The 16028-nt window shown below is 55.6% G+C and carries 15 protein-coding genes; 6 read left to right on the top strand and 9 right to left on the bottom strand.

The genetic code is table 11. The annotated features are described in order from the left end of the window. Nucleotides 1–413 precede the first annotated feature (413 nt). Genes HOV93_RS17515 through HOV93_RS17525 form a run of 3 tightly spaced genes read left to right on the top strand, consistent with a single transcriptional unit; the run spans nucleotide 414 to nucleotide 3312 of the window. Complete coding sequence (locus HOV93_RS17515) at nucleotides 414–1745, top strand: MFS transporter (protein WP_235990579.1); 1332 nt, start codon at nucleotides 414–416, stop codon at nucleotides 1743–1745. Beyond that, nucleotides 1745–2353, top strand: coding sequence for an SIS domain-containing protein (locus HOV93_RS17520; protein WP_207397831.1), 609 nt, complete (start codon nucleotides 1745–1747; stop codon nucleotides 2351–2353). The genes HOV93_RS17515 and HOV93_RS17520 overlap by 1 nt, the downstream gene beginning before the upstream one ends. Continuing rightward, on the top strand, nucleotides 2350–3312 hold the full coding sequence (locus HOV93_RS17525) for an ROK family protein (protein WP_207397832.1): 963 nt from the start codon (nucleotides 2350–2352) through the stop codon (nucleotides 3310–3312). Before HOV93_RS17520 ends, HOV93_RS17525 begins: the two co-directional genes overlap by 4 nt. 108 nt (nucleotides 3313–3420) lie before the next feature. Here the strand turns inward: HOV93_RS17525 and HOV93_RS17530 are convergent, their stop codons facing one another. The 3 genes from HOV93_RS17530 to HOV93_RS17540 all read right to left on the bottom strand — a co-directional run bounded on the left by HOV93_RS17530 (nucleotide 3421) and on the right by HOV93_RS17540 (nucleotide 5691). Then, nucleotides 3421–3780 carry a hypothetical protein gene (locus tag HOV93_RS17530; protein ID WP_207397833.1) on the bottom strand — a complete coding sequence of 120 codons (360 nt, stop codon included), beginning with the start codon at nucleotides 3778–3780 and terminating at the stop codon, nucleotides 3421–3423. A gap of 8 nt (nucleotides 3781–3788) precedes the next feature. After that, nucleotides 3789–4112, bottom strand: coding sequence for a hypothetical protein (locus tag HOV93_RS17535; RefSeq protein ID WP_207397834.1), 324 nt, complete (start codon nucleotides 4110–4112; stop codon nucleotides 3789–3791). A 199-nt stretch (nucleotides 4113–4311) separates the two neighbouring features. Then, nucleotides 4312–5691: a sulfatase gene (locus tag HOV93_RS17540; RefSeq protein WP_235990581.1), complete on the bottom strand. Its 1380-nt coding sequence runs from the start codon at nucleotides 5689–5691 to the stop codon at nucleotides 4312–4314. A 440-nt stretch (nucleotides 5692–6131) separates the two neighbouring features. On the opposite strand from HOV93_RS17540, the gene HOV93_RS17545 reads away from it, so the two are divergent. Then, on the top strand, nucleotides 6132–7088 hold the full coding sequence (locus HOV93_RS17545; protein ID WP_207397835.1) for a DUF1559 domain-containing protein: 957 nt from the start codon (nucleotides 6132–6134) through the stop codon (nucleotides 7086–7088). A gap of 56 nt (nucleotides 7089–7144) precedes the next feature. Beyond that, entirely contained in the window at nucleotides 7145–7606 is a 462-nt protein-coding gene (locus HOV93_RS17550) for a hypothetical protein (RefSeq protein ID WP_207397836.1), read from the top strand. 132 nt (nucleotides 7607–7738) lie between these two features. Here the strand turns inward: HOV93_RS17550 and ubiG are convergent, their stop codons facing one another. Further along, entirely contained in the window at nucleotides 7739–8533 is a 795-nt protein-coding gene (gene ubiG / locus HOV93_RS17555; RefSeq protein ID WP_207397837.1) for a bifunctional 2-polyprenyl-6-hydroxyphenol methylase/3-demethylubiquinol 3-O-methyltransferase UbiG, read from the bottom strand. 54 nt (nucleotides 8534–8587) lie between these two features. Further along, entirely contained in the window at nucleotides 8588–9832 is a 1245-nt protein-coding gene (locus HOV93_RS17560) for an FAD-dependent oxidoreductase (RefSeq protein ID WP_207397838.1), read from the bottom strand. 248 nt (nucleotides 9833–10080) lie between these two features. Between HOV93_RS17560 and HOV93_RS17565 the strand changes: the two genes are divergently transcribed. Beyond that, the gene (locus tag HOV93_RS17565; protein ID WP_207397839.1) at nucleotides 10081–11397 is read left to right on the top strand and encodes a sulfatase family protein; all 1317 of its coding nucleotides are present in this window, start codon (nucleotides 10081–10083) and stop codon (nucleotides 11395–11397) included. A gap of 251 nt (nucleotides 11398–11648) precedes the next feature. On the opposite strand, the gene HOV93_RS17570 is transcribed toward HOV93_RS17565, so the two are convergent. The 4 genes from HOV93_RS17570 to thrC form a co-directional block, all read right to left on the bottom strand. Then, on the bottom strand, nucleotides 11649–12404 hold the full coding sequence (locus tag HOV93_RS17570) for a 3-keto-disaccharide hydrolase (protein WP_207397840.1): 756 nt from the start codon (nucleotides 12402–12404) through the stop codon (nucleotides 11649–11651). A 169-nt stretch (nucleotides 12405–12573) separates the two neighbouring features. Next, nucleotides 12574–13224: a hypothetical protein gene (locus tag HOV93_RS17575; RefSeq protein ID WP_207397841.1), complete on the bottom strand. Its 651-nt coding sequence runs from the start codon at nucleotides 13222–13224 to the stop codon at nucleotides 12574–12576. Between the two features lie 72 nt (nucleotides 13225–13296). Further along, complete coding sequence (dapB, locus tag HOV93_RS17580) at nucleotides 13297–14091, bottom strand: 4-hydroxy-tetrahydrodipicolinate reductase (RefSeq protein WP_207397842.1); 795 nt, start codon at nucleotides 14089–14091, stop codon at nucleotides 13297–13299. Nucleotides 14092–14300: 209 nt separating this feature from the next. Then, the gene (thrC, locus tag HOV93_RS17585) at nucleotides 14301–15701 is read right to left on the bottom strand and encodes a threonine synthase (protein ID WP_207397843.1); all 1401 of its coding nucleotides are present in this window, start codon (nucleotides 15699–15701) and stop codon (nucleotides 14301–14303) included. Nucleotides 15702–16028 lie beyond the last annotated feature (327 nt).

A 16028-nucleotide genomic window follows, 5' to 3' on the forward strand; every position in this document is an offset into this window, starting at 1 on the left:
AACATCTTTTGCAGGCGATTGAATTCACCCCCTTGCCGTCCAAGCACGTTGAGGTGAAACGAGACCCACGCTAAAGCGCATTCCATTTCATCAGCAGGGTCTTTCTGTGGTGAAGGGGCGACCGGGGTAACTAGCTGCCACACGATCTCGGCCGGAGCTTTCACCAATTCTCCAAAGGCCGAGCAAATAAGGCACTTGCCAGGGTGTACTTGCAATTTATGGGGGAAGCGCTGCAGTGAGATAGTGCGCGCAGAAAATATTTTGTAGGTCCTCGCGCGGGGCAGCACTCTGGGGGCGAATAGGCCGTCTGGTGCAAGAAACTTCCCAGAAATCTAACGCTCTGAGCTCATTTCGCCGCGTTTTCTATGCGCACTCGCCTAGGACGAAAACCCGATAGTGTTGATAATGCTGCCATGGACGCGCCCTCAAATCCGTATGAATCGCCTGCCGATGACGGCACTACTGTTACGATCCCTGATCGCCTAGCTGGGGATCCGTCTTTCTGGGCGACAACGGCCACGCAGTTTTTCGGCGCGTTCAACGACAATATCTTTAAGCAACTGTTGCTGCTGGTGGCCGTGAACCAAGCCCTGCAAGGCAAAGGTGAAACCGATTACCAGGGGCTGGCCATGGTGGTCTTCGCGGCTCCTTTTGTGCTGTTTGCTGGGCCGACCGGTTATCTGGCCGATAAGTTCAGCAAGACGACCATCATTCGGATCTCGAAGGTGCTCGAGATCGTGGCGATGGCGATGGGGGTCGCGGCCTTCTTTTGGTACGACCAATTGGGGATGACCGGGCTGCTGCTGGTGTTGGCGTTCATGGGCTTTCAAAGCACCCTGTTCGCGCCGGCCAAGTATGGGATTCTGCCGGAACTGTTTCATGGCCGAGACCTGCCCAAAGTGAACGGCGTGTTCCTGATGACCACTTTCCTGGCGATCATCTTTGGAACCGTTCTGGCCGGAATTTTGCGAGATTCGTTGCCAGGCATGTTGTGGATGGCATCGTTGGTGTGCGTGGCGGTGGCGGTGATAGGTACGCTGACGACCATTCCCATTCGCCGGACCAGCCGGGCCACGCCCAATGCTAAATTCACGATGCAGGCCATCGGTATCCCTAAGAAGACCCGGCAACTGTTCGTGCAGGATCGCTCGATCTTGAAGGCCTTGCTGGCCTCGTGCATGTTCTGGCTGTGTGCGGGAATCGTGCAGCAGGCCGTCAATTCGCTGGGCAAAGTGCAACTCGAATTAAGCGATACCGAAACCAGTTGGCTCGGCGGGGCCATTGGGCTGGGGATCGGTTTGGGCTGTATGCTGGCCGGCGTACTGTCGAGCGGCAAGATCGAATTTCGCCTGGTGCAGATCGGTGCGTGGGGGATTTTGCTGTGCTTGGCCCTGATGGCGCTACCTGGCGGAAACCATGGTCATCTGCTGGGGTTGTGGGGCAGCTTGCCGGTGCTGGTGCTGATGGGGATTTTCACCGGGATGTTTTCGGTCCCGATACAGGTTTACTTGCAAGCGAAAGCCCCCGAAGACCAGAAGGGTCAGGTCATCGCCGAGATGTCGCGAGCCAATTGGCTCGCGATCTTTCTGTCAGGGTTCTTGTATTCGGTCTTCGATCAGGTTCTGATCTGGGGAGACCTGGCACGCTGTTATTTGTTTGGATTCACCCTACTCATCATGCTTCCGGTGGCTCTGTTTTATCACCCCCAATCGGAAACGCTCGAATCGGATAAGGATACCCAGTAATGCTCGGAGCATCTCTCGACATCGCGGCTTATATCGATCGCTTCAAGGCCGAACTCGACAAACTGGATCAAGACCAGATCAAAGGGTGGGCTGACTTGGTCTACGAGGCCTACGAGAACGGTAAGTTCGTCTACATCTTCGGCAACGGCGGAAGCGGCTGTAATTCAAGCCACATGGCCGAAGATTTCGGTAAGAGTTCGCTTCGCGAGAAAGACCTGGGCGACGAATCGCTGCGACGTCTGAAGGTGCTCAGCTTAACCGATAACGTTGGGTGGATCATGGCCGTGGGCAACGACATCGGCTACGACCAAGTCTTTCTGCAGCAGGTGATGAACTACGGTCAGGAAGGGGACGTTGTGCTGGCGATCAGTGGCAGCGGCAACAGCGAGAACATCTTAAAGGCCGTCGACTGGTCGAATCGGCACGGGCTCAAGACGCTCGGCCTGACCGGCTACGGCGGCGGAAAGCTCCGCGAGATGGCCCACCATAGCTTTCACGTTCCGATGGATGACATGGGCATGGTCGAAAGCATTCACCTGGCCATTTTTCACTGGGTGCTCAACGATGTGTTTGCTCGCATCAATGATGAAGGTCGTTACGCGAAATGAAAATCATCGGCGTAGAAATTGGTGGCACGAAACTGCAGACGACCCTGGCCGATGCCGATACGCTGGAATCGATTTGCTCGCTTCGCGAAGCGATTGTGCCGGCTAAGGGAGCCGAAGGGATACGTCAGCAGTTGGAAGCGATGATCCACTCGCTTCAGTCGCAGCATGAAGTCGATGCGATGGGCATCGGGTTCGGTGGCCCGCTCGATGCGAAGACCGGAATCATCACCACAAGTCATCAGGTTACAGGTTGGGATCAATTCCCGCTGGCTCACTGGTGTCGCGATCAGTTCGACGTCCCGACGGTAATTCGCAACGATTGCGATACGGCCGCACTCGCCGAAGCGACCTTGGGCTCTGGCAAGGGAAAGCAAAGCTCGTTCTATGTAACCGTGGGCAGTGGCATTGGGGGAGGGTACGTTGTCGATGGGCAGCTTATCGGCACGTCGCGACCGGCGTACGGAGAGATCGGTCATCTGCGTCCTGGTGTGCTGCATTCGGAAGCGGCGAACACGGTCGAGGCAGAATCGTCCGGCTTCGGCATCACCGAGGAAGTTCGCCACATCCTGCAAAGCACTGCTGCTGAAGATCAGGGGAACGACTATTGGGAATTGATGAACTGCTGCGATGGAAGTATCGAGGCCCTCACCACGCAAAACATTGCCGACGCCGCTACCAATGGAAACGGCATTGCCTGTGCGGTTTTGGCCGAGGCGGTCGAGACGCTGGGTTGGGCGATCGCTCAGATGATTACGCTAATGGCACCCGAAGTTGTGGTGATCGGCGGAGGTGTGTCGCTCATGCCAGAGAAGCTTTTCCTGTCGCCGCTGCGAGAAAACGTCGCGACGTATGTCTTTCCGCCACTGGCCAAAAGTTACGAGATTGTTCTGGCGGAATTAGGAGAAGCGGTAGTGGTGCAAGGGGCGTTGCTGTTGGCGAAGCAGTCGTTGGAAAAGTAAATCGTGGAAGAGAAGCGTGACTCCTGGCTTTCACAGATGCGATCGCCGACGGGCTACTCTAAGTTTAATTGCCGTTTGCTCCGTAAACTTCTGACTGTTCCACTCGTCCTACTTCGTAAACTTCCCGCGGAATTCCGGTAGCGGATAGTCGACCAGTGGCAGGTCGAGCCGGGCCAGTTCCCGGAGGCGATCGTAGCCGCGGCTGATGAGTTCTTCGCGCTGTTTGACGAAATCCGAATCGAGGTTTCGCTTGTCGAAATCGCCGGGACACTCGACCGGGGTAAATTTCTCGTGCACGATGAACTGGGCCAGGGCCGGATTGCACTTGGTATGCCGTTCTGGCGTGGTGTGTAGGACCTCGGGATCGAGCATGCCGATCACATAGCGAAGATACAGATCGCTTTCAAAGAGTCGTTCCACAGGCTGTCCGCAGACGTCGCACAGGTATCCTTCGTCGCATTTGGCCATCGGCTACCTTACCACTGAAAGAATTCGAGGCCGGGAATATCGCTCGGGTCGGCCCCGTGTATCGCTTGGACGAGCAATTCGCTGGCCTCGGCCTGCGTCACCGGTTTCTGCAGCGATCCGCCACGCTGCGTATCTGGCAAATCAAGCTGAATGTAGTTCTCTTCCCACATGAATTGTAGGATCTGGCCGTTCTCGCAGTAGATACCCAGGAACGAACCATGCTGCGGCGCGAGCGTTTGCCAGCGGTTCAAAATATCGGCTTCCTGACCATCGATCGTCGCGTTGGACTCGACGCCTTCTTGTGTGACGCTGTCAAAGTAGAAATATTTCATCCTTGAACCCTGAGAATTCGAAACGAAGCGAGAAAGGTAGCCTAACCAGCGGTCGGTTTGGGTTCAACCAGGACTGCCAATCGAAAAAGGCACACCACTCTCGAGAGCGGTGTGCCTTTGAGAGATTTTCAGGCACCGATTGCATTTCGGTCTTCAGGCTTCGCTTTCGTTTCTGGTATTTGGGAGACGGGCAAGACGCCTATTTCCCTTTGTTCTTGTTGAGCTTTTCGGATAGCTCGTCGACGGCTTCCTGGCGTTTGGGTTGCCGAGCGATGTTGGTGTCCTCTTGCGGGTCGCGTTGGTGGTCGTACAGCATCTTGGCGTACACTTCTGCCTGCTTCGAGGAGTACTCGGTATAGCGAAACTTATCGGTGCGAATCGTATCGCCGGCCCCGAAACGTCCGATGGCAAATGGTTTGCCGGTGGCGGAGGGGTCTTTCAGAAGTGGCACGAAGCTTTCGCCTTGGCAGTGTGCAGGGATATCGAGCCCGCACAGTTGGCACAGCGAAGGATAGACATCGACGAACTCAGTCAACGCGGCCGTCTTCTGCCCGGCGTATTTGCCTGGGACTTTAACGATTAAGGGGGCGTGCATCGAAGTTTCAAAACAAGAGTGTTTGCACCAGAGAGTGTGCTCGCCCAGGTTCCAGCCATGATCGCCCCACAGGACCACGATCGTATTGTCGGCCAGTTCCAAGCGATCGAGTTCATCCAGCAATTTGCCGATGTTGGCATCGGTGTAGCTGACACACGCGTAGTAGCCACGAATCATGTTGAGCGCCGTTTCTTCGCTGACGGGACCCTTCTTAGGAATGCCAGCGTAAGCCCGCAGTTCGCCTGAGTTATGGATGGCGGCGTCGGGGGCATTTTTCGGACGGTGGTAGGTCTCGGGTAAAGAGATCGTGTCGGGATCGTACAAGTCCCAATACTTTTTCGGCGCAACGAACGGGAGGTGGGGTTTGAAAAAGCCAACGGCCAGGAAGAACGGTTCATCCTGTTCTTTCAATCGACGGAGGTCTTCGATCGTTTTGTTGGCCAACTTGCCGTCGCCGTAGAAGTCGTCTTCGACCTCGGCCGATTCATAGGCAGGCCCTCGACGTTTGGGCGTTGTTTTCCTGGCGGCGATACTTTCCGGCAATTTGTAAGAAGGGGCACGTGGTCGCCATGGTTCTTCCGTCCAGCCTTTAGCGTTATCGCTAGGGTGATGGAAGATCTTGCCGTTGGAGATCGTCGTGTACCCGGCGTCTTTGAAGTAGGTGTTGAGCGTAGTGATGTTGGGGACTTCCTGCTCAGCCGAGGCAAGATGCGTCACAAAACGTTTGGGGGCAGGGCGAATGCTGGTCATCAGCGCCGCCCGCGAGGCTCCACAGGTGGGAACCATGCAATAGGCCCGCTCGAAGACGGTTCCCTGCGACGCCAGGCGATCGATGTTGGGAGAGTGGATATGTGACTTGCCGTAGCAGCCCAACTCGGGGCGAAGGTCATCGACCGCAATAAATAACACATTAGGACGATCGGCTGCCTGAATTGCTGAGAACGAAATGAGCGACAGCAGCAAGGGCAAAAGTGCACGCAACATAAGGAGGGGATTCCGTTAAAGGGCCGAGGGGAGATTCGAGTTTTATTCTTCTCATGACGGCCGAAAGTTTGCAACTATTTCGGAAAGAATAGTGGCGAATTTCTCAGGGCCGACCAGAGGTTTTGCGACAACGTGCCTGTGAATTGTACATGTAAATTAGTAATGCATGTCTGCATAATGTTTCATTGGGTACTTCCGAATTCGTTGTTATTCTTAAGAAATCACTTGGCGCGGTAAGTGGTTTTGATGAGCAGGTCAGCCTCCGTGTCCATCTCTTGTCTTGGATTTCTCGCTGCTGAGTGAATGGCCGTCCTTGCGGCGTGTTTTCCTTATTTGTATTTCCGCTACGGGACTTATTGCGAGTCCTACGAAGTCACGTACTAAGCGCCTCATAGCTTAGTCGTGGATGTGCCTCCTCTCTTTTCTTAAGGTTTCAAGTCATGTGCAACGCCTCTTGCAGCTTGATGGGTCGTCTTCAACGACGTGGTTTTACTCTGGTCGAACTCTTGGTGGTGATTGCCATTATCGGTGTTTTGATCGCCTTGCTATTGCCGGCCGTTCAACAGGCCCGTGAAGCGGCTCGCCGTATGCAGTGCACCAACCAACAAAAACAACTCGCTTTGGCGATGCACAACCATCACGATACGTACGGAAAGTTGCCTGCCGGTAGCTTTAATAATTCTGCTTGGGGACGCGATTCTTACTCGTGGTACTGCTACATTTTGCCGTTCATCGAAGAGAATGCGATGTACGAAGAACTGAATTTTGATGAGAAGATCAATGGCGGTGCTTCGGTTCGTAGCTACGCTCGGATGCAGCTGTTAGATGCGATGCTATGTCCCTCGGACGATTCCAAAATTCAGGAAGTGGGGGCCGACAACTGGCAGAACTCACTGCACAACTACGTTGTTTGCTATGGCGACTCAAACTTCAACTCAGGCACACCGTGGAACGTTGTCGACGGCTACACCGGCAAGGCCGGAATGTTTGTGCCTGAGCAGGCAGCAGGCCTGCGGGATTGTACCGACGGACTCTCGCATACGCTGTTGTTCTCGGAGATCATCACGCCGTCGCAAGAGGATTACTGGAGCAGCATCGGGCGTGCTCAAGTGGCAATGGGTGCCGGTTTCACCACATTTTTGACTCCCAATGCGGATGCGAACGATCGTACCAACCGCTGTCACTTGGAACTGGGGGGGGCGCTCGGCCAGAAGTGCACCCAGCATGCCGACTGGGACTGGGGAGCCAATGTGGTCGCCCCGCGCAGCTGGCATCCCGGGGGCGTGAACGTGGCTCTGACCGATGGGTCGGTCCGCTTCGTCGCCGAAACGGTCAATCTTACGGTGTGGCGTGGGCTGGGGACTCGCAGTGGTGGTGAAGTCTTAGCCGAGTTTTAGTCGGCTAGGACACTTCATTCCCCTCTGCACGTTTAACCAATAGGAGATTTATCATCATGGCGAACCCCTCATCACGCAGCTTGATATGTTTGGCCTTATTGTTCTTCGCGGCACTGGCAGCCGGGTGCAACGAAGATGGCAAAATATCGGTCGATGGAACGGCCTCTTGGAATGGGCAACCGATCGAAAAAGGCTACATCGAATTGCAACCGATCGGCGAAGGTCACTTTGCTAGTGCCGAAATCGTCGACGGGAGGTTCACTCTGCAAACGACCCCAGGCAAACGTTTGGTGAAAGTGATCGCCAAGAAGAAGGTAGGTGAAACTCCGCCATCGGACCGAATCCCGGAAGCCCAGCCGATCATGTTTCAGTTTGTTCCCCCCAAGTTCAATTCGGAATCAACGTTGGAGATGGAAATCTCGGCTTCCCAACCCAGCTTGGCAGTCGAATTAGAAGGGGAAGAACTGCAGCCTAAGAGCGGTCTTTCTGCGGACGACAAGCGAAAGATGAGTTTGTAATCGGACGAGCGTTGGTATCCTTGCGGCGGACGGCAAGCACCAGGGACCGATCAAGCGGGTTCGAGAAGTTTTCCACGATGAGGCAGCATCGCGGGAAATTTCTCGGCCCGTATTATTGTATCGGTCGAGTGTTCACACTTTGGTTGCGTAGCCCATGTACGAGCAGGCCATGTCGCGAGTCCGGATTGTCTTCATCTGGTCGGCAAACCCGCGAAAATCGATCTTGCCCGTCTTGAGACGACGCAGTTCTTGGACGACACGCAGGCCGTTGATGTTAGGCCCCATTCCCACAAAGTCTTGTGCGGCCATGCCATTGTTGGCGAATAACGCCGTCAGTTCTTTCGGTCGCACAAACATTCGCCAGTCATGGAGGTTTTCTGGGATATAGGATGTCCAGGACCATTCCTGGGCAATTTTGATATAGAACAGCCAACTGATGAACGTACGGTTTACGGTATCAAAGCAGTAAACGCCATCAGGCTTAAGGACACGCGTCGCGTCGGCAATAACTTGTTCTAGGTCTTGCACGTGTTCCAAGACATCGCAGCAGCAGATGACATCGAATGAGGCGTCATCGCAAGGAAGGTGTTCGGCATAGCCAACGTGGTAGGTGATATCGAGTCCCGACTGAATCGCGTGTGCGCGAGCGACTTCAATGGATTCGGCCGAGGGGTCGACACCGACCACTTCGCATCCGCGTTTGGCAAACTCTTCGGTCAGGAATCCGCCGCCGCAACCTACATCAAGCACGCGGCAGTTGGCCAGCTTCTTTCCCAGGCGTTGTTCGAGCACTTCGTCGAAGTAATCAAAGCGGCATGGATTCAGGTGGTGCCGCAGCAGGCAAAGCACTGAGTCTTCGGTCCACCACGTATCGGCGATGCGTGAATAGACTTCGTTATCAATCACGGTGTCAGTCGGAGCAGGCATGCGATAATTCTTTCGCGAGGCAGTCGTGGCAATTAACGATCCGGCCCAGATCTCTTACGAGATCTGCTGCGTGGAACTAGCAGTTGCTGGGAAAACATCTTCCCCGAACATCCGCTGCCGGATTTCTTCGGTAACGGGGCCATCCGGGCCACTTAAAAGATAATCAGGCATCCGTGAATGATCTTTGGCTAACAACGGTAGCACGCGAAACCTTAGTGCATCGTTAGCTTTACCACTGAAATAGAACAAGCGTTCGAACCAATGGCTATAGGTATGAATGATATTGAAATAATGATCGTGAGCTTCCGCATAGCCGTGGCCAGCGGCGTCCCAGTCGTCGGTCGATTTCAAGCGGTCGGTGAGTTCGCGTACGTCACGTAAAGTGATCGCCATGCCTTGGCCATACATCGGGTCGTTATTGGCAGCGGCATCTCCGATCAGCGCGATATTGTTTTTGTATGGATGTGCAATCCAGACATCATCGGAAGGGAAGCTGGCCAGAGGTGCGATCGCTTCGGAGCCTTCAAACCACTCGGATTCAGCACCCGAGGCAATCGCTTGTGCGACTAATTCAGGGACGTCCTTGGGACCCTGGAGTCGAGGACGCGTCGTGTTCAAATAACTGAAATAGACTCGAACACGTTGCCCGCCTTGGGGAAAGAGGGCCACAAGTTGGCTCTGCCGCGTATCGAAGATCGACACGCTGGTGTCTTGCGGGACATTCATATTGTCCATTAGCACACCAGAAAGGATACGTTCGGCTGGATCATTGAGGACTTCAAATCCTCCTAAACGACGTGTGGCAGACATGCGGCCGTCTGCACCGACGACGATCCGAGCTTTCACCGTATGCGCAGCACCGTCCAGCATGAACGTGACCACTGGCTGAGAGTCAGGTTGAATGTCTCGCGCAACTGCTCCACGAAGCACGGTGGCCCCGGCATCGCTGGCAGCTTGTAGCAGAACTTCCTGCATCCTTGGGTGATGAAAAGCCAGCTCCGACGATTGACACCGAGTGGTCGTCGGAAGATGGCGGCGTTCCAGCTTCATCTTGCCGAGATAGCCTTCGACCCAAGGGACCTCTTGGGCACACGTATCGAGCAGCAACTGAAAAATTCCGAGCGATTTCGCTTCGGGACTTCCCCAGGGGGCCATCGCATCGCCACGGACGCGATCTTTGAAAGTGCGATCTTTCTCAAGAACGAGAACACGGGCACCATGTTGGGCCATTACTTTGGCCAACGTAGCGCCACCCATGCCGCCTCCGATGGTGACAATGTCGTAGCTGTCGGAAATCATTCAGAACTCTGGATCGAATCGAGGTCAAACTGCGATAGAGCAGGGGTACGCAGGAATTTATGATCTTTATAAAATACTAGGAAGTCTGGGGGGATTCTACTGTTGGTGTTGGGAATGTTATGAAAAGGATCAGCCATCTCCTGGGTGGCCGTTTGCTGGAGTCGCTGTGGACTTTTGTTGACCATGGCCTTGAGCTGTTTCAAAATGGTGCTCGACTTTTCTCCGTTTCCTCATGCCGAGATCCCATCATGAAATCTGCCTGTTTTGCTTTCTCGTTGCTATTGCTCTTCGCTGCGGATGTTATCGCCCTGGGCACCCCAGACAGGTTGCCCAACGTCCTTTTGATCGTGACCGACGACATGGGCTACGGCGATATGAGCAGTCAGGGGGCGAAAGGGTTTAGTACGCCAAACCTCGATAAGCTGGCGGGGCAGGGGACTCGCTTTACTAGCTTCTATGTGGCTCAACCGGTTTGCACGGCCAGTCGTGCGGCGTTTTTGAGTGGGTGTTATCCGAATCGCTTGAGCTTGCAAGGGGCGCTCAATCACACCAGCAAGAATGGGATTCACCCTGACGAATATCTATTGCCTGAGATGTTCCGAGACTTGGGCTATGCCACCGCCGGCATGGGCAAGTGGCATCTGGGTACGGTGATGGAGTTCTGGCCGACGCGCAACGGTTTCGACGAGTGGTTCGGCACGCCTTATTCCAACGACAACACCAAGTACCACCCAGTATTGGCCGACGAGATGCCCCCATATCCGTTGTACGAAGGAGAGACGGTCGTCGAGTTGGACCCGGATCAGAGTCAGTTCACCAAACGTATCACGGAAAAGGCCGTCTCTTTCATCGAACGGAACCAGGAGCGTCCCTTCTTTTTGTACCTTCCACAAATCATGCCGCACGTGCCGGTCTTTGCCTCCCAGCAGTTTCGCGGGAAAACCGAACATGGCTTGTATGGCGACGTGATCGAAGAGCTTGATTGGTCGGTCGGCGAGCTGATGCGCACCCTCGATCGGTTGAAACTAGCCGACAATACGATCGTCATCTTCTTCAGCGACAACGGGCCTTGGCCCAGCTATGGCGAGCACGCCGGAGACGCTGGCCCGTTCCGCGAAGGAAAGCTGACGACCTTTGAAGGGGGGGTGCGTGTGCCATGCATCATGCGTTGGCCAGGGCACATTCCGGCGGGTCGCGTGTGCGACGAGCCGGTCATGTCGATTGACTTGGTTCCCACGCTGACGAAGCTCGTCGGCGGCCAGATGCCTACCAAGAGGATCGATGGACTCGATATTGCCGACGTGCTGCTAACGCAAGACGGTAAAACACCTCACGACGCCTTGTTCTTCTTCGGGGGCACCGGGCTTCAGGCCGTTCGCAGCGGGAAGTGGAAGCTGCACTTTCCACACCCCTATATCACTGTGGCCGGCGAGCCAGGTAAAGGTGGTAAGCCGTCGAACTGGGGAAAGAACCCAGCCCAGTCGATTACCCAAAGCGGCATCGAAGGGATCGCCAGCCGCCACGGGGGACGTGTCGAACATATCGAGCTGAGCCTTTTGATCTGAGCAGTGACCCAGGCGAAACGAAGAACCTGGCCGGCCAGCATCCCGAGGTGGTCGAGCGACTCTCGAAGCTGGCCGAACCCATCCGTAAAGACCTGGGAGACTCGCTGACCGGCGTCGAAGGAAACGGCGTGCGAGAAGCTGGCTGGGTGAAGTAACGCTTCTACGGCCACGGCTCCTTCGAAACAACATTGCCCCGACAGATGCGGGGCAATGAAAGGTCGAAGCGTTGTGTTGATCGATCGAAATGAGAATTACTTCTTCGCTTCGGCGAGGATCTTTTTGCCTTCTTCGGGGCTAATCTCGCGGACGAAAATGTTTCGCCAACGAATCTCGCCACCATGCGTTTGCAGCATGATTGGACCTTCCGCTGGTAGTGGCTTGCTACGGTCCCAGTAGTTTTCCATCACTGCGCCGTCGACGACCAACTTGTCGTTCAACCAAACCCAGGTCACGTCGCCGATCTGGCGAACTCGTACTTCATTCCACTCACCAAAGGGGCGATCTGCCAGCACCAAAGGATCGCGTCCCGGGGCATCGACGGCGTTGTTCCACAAGCTACCCGAGCCAAGATGGCGTTTGATATCAGGCTGCTTAGGATTGAAAGGCGTGTTGATGTCCCAGATCTGAACTTGAGGCGTGCCGCGCAGATAGATCCCGCTATCGGCCTTGGGGACCGTTTTGTAGTCGATCAGAAATTCGATGTCGCCCAGATCTTCTTCGGTCGTGGCGTAGGGGCCGTGGCCGTCGTTGACGAGCTCGCCGTTTTCGACCGTCCAGTGCTCGGCAAATTCAGCACGCTGTTTTTTGTGGTTCTCTTCTTTTTTCTCGCCGGTCAGCTTCGCCGATTGGTGAGGGTTCAAGCCGTACCAGCCGGTCAGGTCTTTTCCATTGAACAACGCTCGAAAACCTTCAGGCGGCTTAGGTTCTGCCGCATGGGCCGAGACGACAAACAAAACGGCAGCCAAGGCCAGGCTTAAGAATTCAACACGAGGCAAGAGATGTTTCATGGTGTGCTCCAAGGTAAGGAAGGTTTGATCTGGTGGGGTCTCATCGATGAGGTAAGAGCACAAGTATAAACCAATGGAAAGGAGAATGGTTCCCCTTTCCTGCGGGGGGAATGTTCAAGTCAGCCGTGCTGGGCTGTTTTTTTCTTACAGCCCCAGCACGTCATGCAGCTTAAACAGCCTGGGCTAAGACCTCGTCATGCTGCTTTGCCAGGTCAACGCGGAGGATGCCGGCGACCAGTCGCGGAAAGTCCGAACGCTGTACGAGCCGGGCAAGACGCTGTGGATCGCTGGGCAGTTCCAACTTCTTCGCCGCATCGGTCACTTTTGCATCGGCGAACGGGTAGACCTCGCCCCAGAGCCCTTGCACTTCCCGCAAAAAGATTTCGGCTCCGACTGGTCCGACCCCTTGGAACTGTTGCAGCAGCCGTTTCTCTTGCCCCACATCATGCCTGGCTTCAGCCCGAAGCTGGCGGAGATCGCCATAGTAGCGTTTGAGAAGAAAGTCGGCCGTTTGCCCGAGCTGCGTCGAGCCCTGCTTGTCGAAGCGTTTGTAGCCGCGATCGGTGATCACCTCGACTCGCTGCTGCCAACTGGCTTCGGCCATCTTTCTGGGCGTGGTCAAATCGGCGTACTTCAACGCCGTAGTCGCTTCGACAGCCTTCTCAGCCGAAATTCGGGCACTGAGCAGCAGCGATTCGCAAAGCAGCTGAAACAGCGGAGCCGGTGCATCTCGCAGGCGAATACCGGCTTGTTGAGCGTAGGTTTCGCCGTGAGTATTGAGAATCGTCTTGGCGATTGCTTTGGGCGTAGGGTTAGTCATGGGTTTTCTCCTATATGTATGAATTCATAGGAGAGCAGTGCAACGTCTATGCCAATCGCTTTTACCCGAAAATTACAGCCCCAACACATCATTCATATTGTACAACCCAGGCTTCTTACCCGCAGCGAACTTGGCCGCTTGCAGTGCTCCGCTGGCGTAGCAGTCGCGGTTGCTGGCTCGCACGGTCATTTCGATCGTTTCGCCGAGCAGGCCGAAGATGATCGTGTGTTCGCCGGGATTATCGCCGGTGCGGATGGCGTGGTAGGCGATTTCGTTGTGAGGGCGGGCACCGGGGCGGCCTTCGCGGCCATGCACGTGGTTGGTGATGCCCATCTTGTAGGCGATCAGTTCCCCAAAACGCAGGGCCGTTCCACTGGGGCTGTCTTCTTTGAAGCGATGGTGACGTTCGAGGACCTCGACGTCGGCCCCGCCTGGGATGTCCTTCAATGCTTCCGCGGCGATCTCGCAGAGCTTCATAGTCAGGTTGACCGTGGTGCTCATGCTAGGTGCCCAGACGACTGGGATTACATTGGCCGCTTCGCGGATCTTGGCCTGATGTTCTTCTTCCAGGCCGGTGGTTGCCATGACGAGAGCGGCCTTGGCATGGACGGCCCGCTCGACGGCCGCATGCGCTCCGGCTGGCACGGAGAAGTCGATGATGGCGTCGTACTGAGCGGAAGTTTCCTCAGCCAGTCGAATGCCAAGCTCGCCGATGCCAGCGACGCTACCGGCATCTTGGCCGAACTTGGTGTGCCCGGCATGCTCGAAACAAGCCACGACATCGAGGTCGTTGTCTTCGCTGCCCAAGGCAACCAGTCGCTGCCCCATGCGGCCTGCGGCTCCGTTGATGGCGATTCGTGTGGCCATGACGTTCTTCTTTCGTGCGTGTTGTAAATTCGATTGAAGGGGGGCCTATCCTGTCTCCTCTCCCTTTGAAAGGGTGAGGGTTGGACAAGCGGGTACATAGTTCGCCCCCTCACTCTAACCCTCTCCTCCTCAGGGGAGAGGGGACAAGATAAAGAGTAAGACCATGCCCACGCAGACGTGGGCATGACACCTGAGATCGTTTGATTTGCTTAACCGTACAACTGAATTGCCTGAACGATGTCGTCCATGTCGTTCTTCACGGCGACGGCCCGGTTGGCGAAGGTGGCTCGTTTGACGCCGCGGCTGCCGAGGACGTCGTTGAACGTTTCCTGATCGGTCGTGTGGTAGGCGACTGTCGCGTTAGGATCTTTCAGTAGGTGGCCGGTCAAGATGCAGACGACACGATCGCTGGGGGCGATGATCCCTTGCTCGCGAAGGATCTTCGCGCCGGCCACGCTCGCGGCACTGGCCGGTTCGCAGCCCATGCCGCCGCCACCGACTTGGCTCTTGGCGTCCATGATCTCTTGATCGGAAACCTGCCGTACGACGCCGTCGCAGTCGTTCAATGCCCTCAGGCACTTATGCAAGTTGACGGGACGGTTGATTTCGATGGCGCTGGCCAAGGTCGAAGCTTTACGCTGTTCCTCGTCCATCTTCTTGTAGTAGTCGCCGATAGTCTCGCGCGGGAAATAGCCGTCGTTCCAGCGAACATCGTGATTGTTGTAAAGCTGATCGAGCGTATCGGCTCCGCTGGCGTTGATGACGGCCAGGCGAGGGATTCGGCTGATGAGGCCCAGATCTTTAAGCTCGACAAAGGCCTTGCCGAAGGCGCTGCTGTTGCCGAGGTTGCCGCCGGGGACAACGATCCAATCGGGTGGTTCCCACTGCAGAGCTTCCAGCACGCGGAACATGACCGACTTCTGACCTTCCAGGCGGAAGGGGTTCACGCTGTTGACCAGATAAATGCCCATGTCCTTGCTGACTTCTTTCACGCGGGCCATCGCGTCGTCGAAGTCGCCGGCGATTTGCAGGGTGAGTGCGCCATAGTCGAGTGCCTGGGAAAGCTTGCCGTACGAGATCTTCCCGGTGCCGATGAAGATGACGGCTTTCATCAAGCGGGTCACGCTGCAGTACATGGCCAGCGAGGCACTCGTGTTGCCGGTCGAAGCACAAGCGGCACGCTTGGCGCCCACCATCCGAGCATGCGTGAATGCGGCGGTCATGCCGTTATCTTTGAAGCTACCGCTGGGGTTCATCCCTTCGTATTGCAGATGCAGTTTGCCGGCATCGAGCCCAACGAACTTGCCGACGTGGTCGGTCTGCTGGAGAAGCGTCTGACCTTCGCCCAGAGTCACGATTTGTTCATCCGTGGCGTATGGGAACAACGAACGGAAACGCCAGACCCCACTAAAGTTGAGCGGATTGGTACGCTTGGCCCAGTTCGCTTCGATGTCTTTCCAGGTTTTAGGGGGGGCGCAGCGATCCCAGTCGTAGGCGATGTCTAAGAGATCGCCGCACTTGGGACAAGCCACGAGAACTTGGGACAAATCGTACGTTTGGCCGCACTCGGGCGAGATGCAGCGTTGAAAGGCAGCAGGGGTCGTGGTCACGCTTTGAATTGCTTGTTGTCAAAGGGTTTGGGGGATCACGGGAGACGCGTCGCCGCGCCGCAGTTTGCCCGAATTGGTGGTGCTCCCTTAAGTTTAGAACACGGTAGCGATTCTACGGGATGAGAGTGTCATTAGAAAAGAACGGTTCGGGGGGAAATAGCCGCAAAGCAACCCTTGGGAGAGCATTTAGTTCGCGACGATAGGTCCAATCGGGGTGATCCTGTGCGTAAATTGGAAGAAAAATAACCGAAAGCCTGCGCAGAATGCCAACTGCTTAGAGTGAAGCGATGATTAACGATCCACGGCAAGGGGACCCGGTGAAGGGTG

Origin of the sequence: Bremerella alba, from assembly GCF_013618625.1 — a bacterium.
GTDB classification, from domain to species: Bacteria; Planctomycetota; Planctomycetia; order Pirellulales; family Pirellulaceae; genus Bremerella; species Bremerella alba.

Bases quoted from the DNA above. Each gene is read 5' to 3' on its own strand.
- HOV93_RS17515 (WP_235990579.1), top strand. From the start codon at position 414: ATGGACGCGCCCTCAAATCCGTATGAATCGCCTGCCGATGACGGCACT.
- HOV93_RS17520 (WP_207397831.1), top strand. From the start codon at position 1,745: ATGCTCGGAGCATCTCTCGACATCGCGGCTTATATCGATCGCTTCAAG.
- HOV93_RS17525 (WP_207397832.1), top strand. From the start codon at position 2,350: ATGAAAATCATCGGCGTAGAAATTGGTGGCACGAAACTGCAGACGACC.
- HOV93_RS17530 (WP_207397833.1), bottom strand. From the start codon at position 3,780: ATGGCCAAATGCGACGAAGGATACCTGTGCGACGTCTGCGGACAGCCT.
- HOV93_RS17535 (WP_207397834.1), bottom strand. From the start codon at position 4,112: ATGAAATATTTCTACTTTGACAGCGTCACACAAGAAGGCGTCGAGTCC.
- HOV93_RS17540 (WP_235990581.1), bottom strand. From the start codon at position 5,691: ATGTTGCGTGCACTTTTGCCCTTGCTGCTGTCGCTCATTTCGTTCTCA.
- HOV93_RS17545 (WP_207397835.1), top strand. From the start codon at position 6,132: ATGTGCAACGCCTCTTGCAGCTTGATGGGTCGTCTTCAACGACGTGGT.
- HOV93_RS17550 (WP_207397836.1), top strand. From the start codon at position 7,145: ATGGCGAACCCCTCATCACGCAGCTTGATATGTTTGGCCTTATTGTTC.
- ubiG (WP_207397837.1), bottom strand. From the start codon at position 8,533: ATGCCTGCTCCGACTGACACCGTGATTGATAACGAAGTCTATTCACGC.
- HOV93_RS17560 (WP_207397838.1), bottom strand. From the start codon at position 9,832: ATGATTTCCGACAGCTACGACATTGTCACCATCGGAGGCGGCATGGGT.
- HOV93_RS17565 (WP_207397839.1), top strand. From the start codon at position 10,081: ATGAAATCTGCCTGTTTTGCTTTCTCGTTGCTATTGCTCTTCGCTGCG.
- HOV93_RS17570 (WP_207397840.1), bottom strand. From the start codon at position 12,404: ATGAAACATCTCTTGCCTCGTGTTGAATTCTTAAGCCTGGCCTTGGCT.
- HOV93_RS17575 (WP_207397841.1), bottom strand. From the start codon at position 13,224: ATGACTAACCCTACGCCCAAAGCAATCGCCAAGACGATTCTCAATACT.
- dapB (WP_207397842.1), bottom strand. From the start codon at position 14,091: ATGGCCACACGAATCGCCATCAACGGAGCCGCAGGCCGCATGGGGCAG.